Origin of the sequence: Exiguobacterium sp. KJ 601 (assembly GCF_027161185.1) — a bacterium.
GTDB lineage: Bacteria > Bacillota > Bacilli > Exiguobacteriales > Exiguobacteriaceae > Exiguobacterium > Exiguobacterium profundum.
Genome location: NZ_JADHZG010000001.1, coordinates 50,882 through 60,030 on the forward strand (window position 1 = coordinate 50,882; position 9,149 = coordinate 60,030).

The 9,149-nt window shown below is 47.6% G+C and carries 13 protein-coding genes and 1 riboswitch; of the genes, 11 read left to right on the plus strand and 2 right to left on the minus strand.

Features of this window, described 5'->3' with window-relative positions:
• Positions 1–22: 22 nt before the first annotated feature.
• Genes IRJ25_RS00325 through IRJ25_RS00335 form a run of 3 tightly spaced genes read left to right on the plus strand, consistent with a single transcriptional unit; the run spans position 23 to position 1,652 of the window.
• On the plus strand, positions 23–625 hold the full coding sequence (locus IRJ25_RS00325) for a pentapeptide repeat-containing protein (protein WP_214690368.1): 603 nt from the start codon (positions 23–25) through the stop codon (positions 623–625).
• On the plus strand, positions 622–1,449 hold the full coding sequence (locus IRJ25_RS00330) for an aminoglycoside 6-adenylyltransferase (protein ID WP_214784025.1): 828 nt from the start codon (positions 622–624) through the stop codon (positions 1,447–1,449). Before IRJ25_RS00325 ends, IRJ25_RS00330 begins: the two co-directional genes overlap by 4 nt.
• 50 nt (positions 1,450–1,499) lie before the next feature.
• Positions 1,500–1,652 carry a hypothetical protein gene (locus IRJ25_RS00335; RefSeq protein WP_012727577.1) on the plus strand — a complete coding sequence of 51 codons (153 nt, stop codon included), beginning with the start codon at positions 1,500–1,502 and terminating at the stop codon, positions 1,650–1,652.
• A gap of 8 nt (positions 1,653–1,660) precedes the next feature.
• Here IRJ25_RS00335 and IRJ25_RS00340 read toward each other — a convergent pair whose 3' ends face one another.
• Positions 1,661–2,056 carry an ion channel gene (locus tag IRJ25_RS00340; RefSeq protein ID WP_159563097.1) on the minus strand — a complete coding sequence of 132 codons (396 nt, stop codon included), beginning with the start codon at positions 2,054–2,056 and terminating at the stop codon, positions 1,661–1,663.
• 137 nt (positions 2,057–2,193) lie between these two features.
• Positions 2,194–2,298, plus strand: a riboswitch (TPP riboswitch).
• Positions 2,299–2,388: 90 nt separating this feature from the next.
• Between IRJ25_RS00340 and tenA the strand changes: the two genes are divergently transcribed.
• The 8 genes from tenA (at position 2,389) to IRJ25_RS00380 (ending at position 8,638) form a co-directional block, all read left to right on the plus strand.
• Positions 2,389–3,063 (plus strand): thiaminase II, encoded by a 675-nt coding sequence (gene tenA, locus IRJ25_RS00345; protein ID WP_159563096.1) that lies wholly within the window; start codon positions 2,389–2,391, stop codon positions 3,061–3,063.
• Entirely contained in the window at positions 3,060–3,851 is a 792-nt protein-coding gene (gene thiM / locus IRJ25_RS00350; RefSeq protein ID WP_078147811.1) for a hydroxyethylthiazole kinase, read from the plus strand. Before tenA ends, thiM begins: the two co-directional genes overlap by 4 nt.
• Entirely contained in the window at positions 3,848–4,687 is an 840-nt protein-coding gene (gene thiD / locus IRJ25_RS00355) for a bifunctional hydroxymethylpyrimidine kinase/phosphomethylpyrimidine kinase (RefSeq protein ID WP_159563094.1), read from the plus strand. The genes thiM and thiD overlap by 4 nt, the downstream gene beginning before the upstream one ends.
• Positions 4,656–5,297, plus strand: a complete 642-nt coding sequence (gene thiE / locus IRJ25_RS00360) for a thiamine phosphate synthase (protein WP_074035455.1) — start codon at positions 4,656–4,658, stop codon at positions 5,295–5,297. Before thiD ends, thiE begins: the two co-directional genes overlap by 32 nt.
• 24 nt (positions 5,298–5,321) lie before the next feature.
• Positions 5,322–5,960: an SDR family oxidoreductase gene (locus IRJ25_RS00365; protein ID WP_078147808.1), complete on the plus strand. Its 639-nt coding sequence runs from the start codon at positions 5,322–5,324 to the stop codon at positions 5,958–5,960.
• Positions 5,961–6,074: 114 nt separating this feature from the next.
• The gene (locus tag IRJ25_RS00370) at positions 6,075–7,640 is read left to right on the plus strand and encodes a GGDEF domain-containing protein (RefSeq protein ID WP_269317515.1); all 1,566 of its coding nucleotides are present in this window, start codon (positions 6,075–6,077) and stop codon (positions 7,638–7,640) included.
• A gap of 42 nt (positions 7,641–7,682) precedes the next feature.
• Positions 7,683–8,132 (plus strand): OsmC family protein, encoded by a 450-nt coding sequence (locus IRJ25_RS00375; protein ID WP_074035459.1) that lies wholly within the window; start codon positions 7,683–7,685, stop codon positions 8,130–8,132.
• A gap of 77 nt (positions 8,133–8,209) precedes the next feature.
• A complete protein-coding gene (locus IRJ25_RS00380) occupies positions 8,210–8,638 on the plus strand; it encodes a GNAT family N-acetyltransferase (RefSeq protein WP_269317516.1) in 429 nt (142 codons plus the stop codon).
• Here IRJ25_RS00380 and IRJ25_RS00385 read toward each other — a convergent pair.
• Positions 8,635–9,081, minus strand: coding sequence for a DUF4385 domain-containing protein (locus IRJ25_RS00385; protein WP_196431385.1), 447 nt, complete (start codon positions 9,079–9,081; stop codon positions 8,635–8,637). The two genes, IRJ25_RS00380 and IRJ25_RS00385, sit on opposite strands and share 4 nt — an antisense overlap.
• Positions 9,082–9,149 lie beyond the last annotated feature (68 nt).

Genomic DNA, 9,149 nt, shown 5'->3' on the forward strand with positions numbered 1-9,149 from the left:
GTATACCTGAAGGAGGGATCATATGTTTCAACCACATACGCAATATCGAGATGAAAATTTTCGTGACGTGACACTCCGTGACGAAGTGTTGTCACACGTCACGTTCGAGAACTGTCGCTTCACATACGTCGATGCGACGGAACTACAGACGGAACGCTGTCAGTTCATCAACTGCGACTTCACGGATTCAAAATGGAATGCGTCCCGTCATGTCGGGAGTTCATTTTTAAACTGTCAATTCCATGGTGCCAATTTGTTCATGAGTGAGTTTGAGCAATGTAAAATGACGGGATCTTCCTTTGAGGAGAGTCAGTTTGAAGGCGTCCGGGTAACGGAAGGGGATTGGTCATTCGTCAACCTTCGTCACGTGTCGCTCAAGAAGATGGATTGGTCCCACGTTCGTTTGGTCGAGGCGGACCTGTATGGAACGGACTTGACCGAAACGGTTTGGCATCAGGCGGACTTGTCACGGGCGACACTTCAACATGCGGTGTGCCGTGGCGCCGACTTCAGAGGAGCACTTGTCGACGGGGTTGATTTTTCGAACGTGACGTTACAACAAACAAAACTAGACGCGATGCAGGCGATTCAAGTCGCGCGCTCATTGGGGGCGATTGTAGAATGAAACCAGAACAAATCATTGAACAGTTGATTGCGTTCGCAAAAGAACGTGAACAGATTCGAACGGTCGTCTTGAACGGCTCACTCGTCAATCCGAATATCCAACCAGATCCATATCAGGATGTCGACCTTGCCTTTTATGTGGAAGACGTTCAAGCGGTTGCGATTGATCGTTCTTGGATTGACACGTTTGGAGAGGTCTTGATCATGCAGACACCTGAAACGACTGATTCCGGACGACATATAACGTTTTTAGTGCAATATGTGGACGGACATCGGATTGATTTGACGATTCGAAGTGTGGATCAACTTGAAACCATGCTTGAAGCCGACTCGCTCAGTCAAATCATCTTTGACCGAGATCATCATCCGGTCGTCACGCCGTCAGACATGTCGTATCGTGTGAAACGTCCGTCTGCTGACGAGTATGCGGCATGTTGGAATGAGTTTTGGTGGGTGTCACTTTATGTTGTCAAAGGAATCAAACGACACCAGGTGTTATACGCGCTCGACCACCTCGATATCATGCGGAATATGCTCCGTCAGATGATGGAGTGGAACATTGGCTATGCGACGGAATTCTCCGTGAATCTAGGGAAGTCCGGTGACGGGATCCGCGACCATTTGCCAGAAGAGTTATGGGAGATGCTCACGGCAACATACGCTTCAGCTGAGTTGAGTGCCATTGAAGATACACATGATCGATTACAATCACTCTTCTTCTTTTGCGCGCAACGCGTCGCCGAACAAGGCGATTTCGTGTTCCGAGAAGAAGAAGCAAGACGTGTTCGTTCCGCATGTGCAACACTTCGACATTCAAACGATTAATGACGGCGAGAGCCGGGAAACGCTCCTTATAGAGAAAGGAGCGTTTTTTCATGAATCCATACACGACATTTATTGCCCTACTTGTTGGAAGTCTGGTCCTCTTTGTCGGCATTCGTTTAAAGAAATGGCCGATTATTTTGGTTGCGATGCTTCCCCTTGGTCTCGTGGCATTTAATATGTTTTTACTCATCACGGGACGATAGGAAGATTTTCACTTGTCTTTTTGATAAATCGATTTGATGAAGAAGGCACTCGGTAACAAAATACCGATGGCGCCTTCGATGATAGCGAATAATCGGGTTAAACCGACCGGTAACAAATCACCAAAGCCAATCGAAAGTAAAGTGACACCGCTAAAATACAATAAATTTTCCCAAGTCGGTTCGACGGCATTCATGGATTCGAGTGAAGTCACGAGAATGACTGAATCACGAGACAGTGCATAATAAATCAATGTGAATCCTAACATGACACCGAATAGGCTGACGAACAACTGAGTGAACAATCTTCCATCAAATCCTGTTTGCTTGTACGTTCGACGTTTGAAAAACCAAAATACGTTCAAACTGATGAACAGTAAGGCAATCGTCAATAAAATGGTATTCAATCTCTACACATCCTTTTCAGTACGAACAGAGTCACTTACCCATTCCCGTAACGAAGAATAGGAAACGGAATCAGAAAAGGTTTGCAATTGATGAAAAGATTGATAGAATGTGGTCGAAGACGACTGAATTTCATAATGTTTGCCACTAGGGGAGTCGCGTCACGCGGCTGAGATGGACATGGTCCAGACCCTTCGAACCTGATCTAGTTCACGCTAGCGTAGGGAAGTGGGCGAGACGACTCATATGGCTTCACCTAGATATGATTGTTCGAGACGCCGCTTCCGTTATGGGAGGCGGCGTCTTTTTTATCAGTTTATAAGGGGGAGTTATTATGAAATTTACAGATCACTTACGTCAAGAGGCGGATGGATTGTTTGAAGCAAGCTTTCATCACCCATTTGTTCGTTCACTCGGAGAAGGGACGCTCGATGAGAAGAAATTCAGACATTACGTCATGCAAGACTCATACTATTTGAATCAGTTTTCAAAAGTGCAGGCCAAAGGGGCAACCCTCGCTCCGACGATGGAACTATCGAGCCGCTTTTTGACGCATGCGCTACACACGATTGAGGCGGAACTCTCCCTTCATCGAGAGTTCTTTACGATGCTGAACGTGACGGATGTCGAATTGGCGACATTTGAGCCAGCACCGACCGCTTATGCATATGCCCTTCATATGCAACAGGCAGGACCGACTCTCGGGGACGTATTGGCGTCAATCCTTCCGTGTTATTGGGTGTATTACGAGATTGGAGAACGTCTTAAAGACAAGCGTCCTGATCATCCGATTTATTCAGCTTGGATTGCGACGTATGGTTCGGAGTGGTTCCGTGAGCTGGTGGAAGAGCAAATTGATCGTTTGGATGAACTGGCTGGTCAAGCGACAGAAGAAGAGCGCGTGCGCTATACGAAACTATTCTTGAAGAGTTGCTATTACGAAGTCGCTTTTTGGGAAATGGCTTGGACGCTTGAGTCGTGGTCATTGTCGCAGGAGGTCAACCAATGAGACATGAGATTTGGAATGAGATTCGACAGCAGGCGCCATTGATTCACAATATCACGAACACGGTCGTGGCGAACTTTTCGGCGAATGGATTGCTCGCCATCGGCGCCTCTCCTGTCATGGCGGATGCAATCGAAGAAGTAGCGGAGATGACATTCGTGAGCGATGCGCTCGTACTTAACATCGGTACACTTGGAACGATGACGGAAGCGACGATGATTCGCGCAGGTCAGGCTGCGAACGAAGCGGGATGCCCGATTATACTCGACCCGGTCGGTGTCGGAGCGACGTCATTTCGACGAGATGTGGTCGAACGCATTTTGCGTCATGTTCGTGTATCGGTCATTCGAGGGAATGCAGGAGAGATTGCGACATTGATTGGCGTCGATTGGGCGGCTCGTGGTGTCGATGCTGGTGACGGTGCATGCGAGCCTCGACAATTGGCGCTTGAAGCAGCGAGACGATACGGATGTGTCGTGGCCGTGACTGGAAAAGAAGATATGGTAAGCGACGGGAACGTCGTTATGGAAATACATGGCGGGACGAAACGCATGACCGAGACGACCGGTACAGGATGTTTACTCAGTGCAGTGGTAGGGGCTTGCTTAGCAGTCGAAAAGAACACCCTTAAAGCGACGGTGACCGCCATGTCAGGCTACGCCTATTGCGGTGAGTTGGCGAGTGAACGGGCGGAAGGACCGGGAGACTTCCCGATTCACTTTTTAAATGCGCTCCATCAATTGGCACAGCATACCATCCCGACGAATCGAATTGAGGTGTCGACATCATGAGACCTCAAGTGTTGACGATTGCAGGATCTGACTCAGGAGGAGGGGCCGGTATTCAAGCCGATCTTAAAACGTTTCAAGAACTCGGTGTATTCGGGACGAGCGTGTTGACTGCGATTACCGCTCAAAACACACTTGGGGTCCATGGGATTGAAGCGATTTCCACGGAAATGATTAACCAACAAATTGAAGCGGTAGCGGATGATTTTAACATCACCGCCTGTAAAACCGGGATGTTGGTGGACGCTGAACGAATTGAAGCGGTAGCGAAGGGGCTCGAACGATACCATTTCGAACATGTAGTAGTCGATCCTGTCATGGTGGCGAAAGGTGGCGCCTCCTTGCTACAGGAAAGTGCAGTCGAAGCACTGCGCACGAAGCTGCTACCACAGGCGACCATCGTGACCCCAAATATTCCTGAAGCAGAAGTGCTGGCAGGAATGGAAATTCGAACCGAGGCAGACCGCATGAAAGCCGCACAGGCGATTCGAGCACTTGGTGTCGATACCGTCATTATCAAAGGTGGGCATACGGATGATGTGGAGGCCGTTGATTTGATTATGAGCGAGACTGAAACGTTCTGTGTAAAAGCGCCTAGAATCCAAACGAAAGATACGCACGGGACGGGATGTACGTTCTCTGCCGCATTGACGGCCGAACTAGCGTATGGGAAGACACTACGCCAAGCCGTCGTAGATGCGAAGCAGTTTATTCATCAGGCGATTGCACATGGATTATCGATTGGACAGGGGCATGGACCGACGAATCATTGGGGACATCGTTTAGCGAAAGAAGAGGTGATTACCGTTGACGTTCTGTACGAAACAAGCGCTCGCTAAGCAGCTTCGCCTTTACTTTGTGTGTGGAACGACGGACGCGTCCGATTTGGTGGCGACCGTCAAAACGGCACTTCGATGTGGTGTGACATGTTTTCAATTTCGCGAAAAAGGTAAAGATGCATTGTATGGAGATAAAAAAGAAGCGATGGCAAGGACGCTCCAACGTCTGTGTCGAGAAACGGGTGTTCCGTTCATCATCAATGACGACGTCGACTTGGCGCTCGCGATTGACGCGGATGGCATTCACGTCGGACAAGACGACTTACCTGCCAAACAGGTTCGAGAACGGCTAGGACCAGATAAATGGTTGGGGGTGTCTGTCCATACGATGGAGGAAGTCAGAACGGCTCTTCCATTTGCAGATTATGTCGGCATTGGTCCGATTCATGAGACGCAAAGTAAACTGGATGCAGGACATGTGCGTGGCACGGAACTGATTCAACAAGTTCGCCATCACTATCCACTGCTTCCGATTGTGGGGATCGGAGGTATTCGTCCAGAGCATGTGCCTTCAATCATTCGTGACGGGGCAGACGGCGTTGCCGTCATTTCTGCCATTGCTTCTGCACCGGATGTAGCAACGGCTACCCGGCGTTTCGCTTGTCTCTGAATTCATTTTTGAGGAGGAAGACAGATGAACGTATTTGTAATCGGTGCAAACGGTCAAATTGGCCATCAATTGGTGGAGAAGTTACACAAGGAAGGAAAGCATCACGTCACGGCGATGGTGCGTAAAGAAGAACAACTCGAGGATTTTAAGTCAAAAGGGTACAATGCGGTACTCGGTGACCTCGAAGGTTCAGTAGATGATTTGCAAAAAGCGATTGATGGAATGGATGTTATCGTATTCGCGGCAGGTTCTGGTGGAAGTACTGGAGCAGACAAGACACTCTTGATCGACCTAGACGGTGCAGCGAAGAGTATCGAAGCAGCACAAGCGAACGGGAACATCAAACACTTCGTCATGGTCAGTGCCTTGAAAGCGGAGGATCGCTCAGCTTGGCCAGATTCGATGAAGCCGTACTACGTAGCGAAGCATCATGCAGATCGTTTACTCGAACAGAGTGGACTCACGTACACGATTGTTCGTCCGGGTGCATTGACAGATGATGCGGGAACGGGCAAAGTGAACACGAAATTCGAGGGAAGTGGAGAGATTCCACGCGAAGACGTCGCATCATTCTTGGTGCATGTCCTTCATAACCATTCAAACGTGCAGAACAAAGCAATTGATTTGATCAAAGGGGATACCCCAATCGAAGAAACGCTATAAGTGTGTGACATCAAAAACGGGATGAGAAAATCATCCCGTTTTTTGTCGCGTTAAAGAGGGAAAAGAACGCAGGATAACGAAATAGAAGAATACGAACAGGTGAGGAGGTTCCGCATGACCGAGATGTTCATTTATCTGGCGGTCTATTTGTTGCCGTCATTTTTACTCGGCTTTTTAGCACTCGATGTCTTTCAACGAAATCCGAATAAAGTCGAGCATCGTTTGCTGAGCCTGTTTGTGTTCGGTTATTCAATGCTCTTCTTGGCTGAATTTGTCCGCCATCTATCGCCGATTGAATACAGTCCGGCACTCATTGCCTATTGGTTTGGGAACGCTGGGATTTTCATTTTTATCTTCTCTGTTCATTTCATATTAAGTATCACAGGCGTCGGCGCAAAGGCACCGAAGTGGTTGTATCCATGGGTCGTCTATTTACCATTGATTCCTGTTGTGTTGACGTATGTCCGTCAGGAGAATATCATCAACAGTCAACAGTTTGAACAAGTAGGCATTTGGATTTATCCTGAGTTCAACTCATCGTATTTAACTACGTTGACCGTCGGAAACATTTTTCATCTATTGATTATTGGTCTCATTTTTTATGCATTGAAGCGTGCGGAACGAAGAGAACACCAACGCGTATTGCGCATGCTTTTTTGGACTGCAAATGCCGTACTAATATGGGATATTGTATTCGGCTACTTTCAATTTCGTGGGTTGATCCCACCCTATTCATACATGTATGGGGGGCTTGTTTGGGCGGTAGCATTGGTCGTTGCGATGAATCGTTTAGACTTCTTAACCTCTTATGTAAAACGATATGGGACACTTTATAATTTAAATCCATCCGCCATCTTGTTGATTGACCCGGATGGGAGGGTGGAAAGTGCGAATCCGGCCGCACGCACGCTATTTCATACTGTCCGTGTCGTGAATGAACGGTTTATCGATTTGTTGCCAGAAAAGAAAAAAGCAGAGTGGATGGAACACTACAGCCAACATTTTCGGACACGTAAAAAGTTTATAGAGTTTGAAACGAAGATTATGACAAAGTCTGGGCAAGAGCTTTACGTCGTCATCGATGGTGATTTTGTCGATATCGACCGCACGATTCACGGGATGATTATCATTCGGGATGTCCACTCGTTTAAAGAGGCCGAGCAAACAATCCGATTCTTTGCCTATCATGACCCACTGACGAAGCTGGCGAACCGACGTGCATTTTATGAACGCGCAGACCAGGCGTTGCTTAGTTCCTCGATGCTGTCTTTATTGATTATTGATTTGGACGGTTTTAAAGCAGTCAATGATACGTACGGTCACCAGATTGGAGATTATTTCTTAACTCATTTGGGTGGATTGCTGGAAGCGTCGACACGAGACGTTGGCTTGGCCTCTCGTGTTGGCGGGGATGAGTTTTATATTTATTTAGTGGATTTAACAGAATCGGAAGTGCTTGCATTTATTCACGAACTTCAGATGACGTTAAATCAAAACCCTTACCACACGTCCGATGTGAAGATTCCAATCCGTGCGAGTATTGGGGTCAGTCATGCTCCCGACCAAGGAACAAATTTAGACACGTTGATCCATAAAGCGGATCAGGCGATGTATCAGATCAAGCAAGATGGAAAAAATGATTACGCCATCTATGACGAGGCGTTACATGGTCCGAAATAAAGGGAAAATAGTTGTGTTTGATTATGGAGAGGAGGATGCAACATGTCAGAAAGACCATTAGTAACGATGCGCGCCGAAGGAGAAGCCGGAGGCGTTAAGACGACTGTGCGTGTAGGCGATCACACCCCATTTATCGTGGATGAGCCAGAACGACTCGGTGGGACGAACAAGGGACCGAATCCACTCGAGTATCTTCTCGGTGCCCAGTCGTCCTGTACGACCATCATGATTGCCTATGCCGCCCAGGATTTGAACTTTGAGTATGAAGGGGTCGAGTTTGTAACAGAAGGGACGCTCGATCCTCGAGGATTCCAAGGGATGGAAGGTGTCCGAACTTACTTTGAGTCGACACATATGAAAATCGTATTGGATACGACCGAATCGGATGAGCGAATCGAAGCATTAAGGAAGGCTGTCGAGGCACGTTGTCCAATTCATAATCTCATGCATGCAGCAGACGTAGCGATGACGGCAGAATGGACTCGAAAATAAGGATGAGGGCAACCTCATCTTTTTTACATAGAAATCGTGAAAAGAGTACGGAGGGAAGACGAATGCATCACTGACCGATGACGCGTGAATGGGCATGTCAAATTCAAGAATGGACCTATGGAGCTCCTTATGACTTCTATAATCAATCGCCTTCTGAAGAGGGAATCGCCGAGTTGATGACGTATCAGGTGATTGTAGAGGAGCATGAGCTGATTGGATTTTATTGCATCGGTTCCCCGGCTCAAGTGCCCAATTCGACATATCCGTATTGTTTAGAATTTACGGATATCGGGTTGGGGATGCGACCTGATTTGACGGGGAAAGGATATGGAAAATCGTTTGTGACATACGTCATGGAGAGAGCGATGGAACGGGGCAAACCGCTTCGCTTGACGGTCGCCTCCTTCAACGAACGAGCGATTCATCTATACGAAACGGTTGGATTTCGTACCATCACATCATTCGAGCGAAATGTGATTCCGTTTCAAGTGATGGTACGCGATTAACCATATTTTTTCTGATGTGCCTTTTTACGTCGCAAATAATCCTCATCGGCACGAAGTTGATCCCAATATGTTTTGAAGATGCGGGCAGACTCTGCCTTCTCTTCGTCGATTTCGCGCTCATGGAGGTCACCGTCTTCTTTATATTTACGACCACCTTTATAATTGGCATAGCGTCGGGCTCGTGTGTAACCCATTTGGATGAACTTTCGGGACATGTCCATCCCGACGAAATCGTCGTTCGCGCGATACGCTTCAAACAATTCCATGATTTCTTCGGCAGATTGCTTCGCAATCTCAGGCGTCTTAAATCGCCAATGAGGCAAAATTTCACTTTTATACGGTTCGACGAGTAGCACACCTTGTTCGCCACGACCGACCCGGTACAGTTCGGGTTGTTTTCGGAAGTCGATTTCATCAAAATTTAAATCATAGTCAAATGGCATGTTCATTCCTCCTCGCCTAACGTTTCCCATTAGGTCGGTGGAGGAAACAACTTGAAGGAAAAGGATGG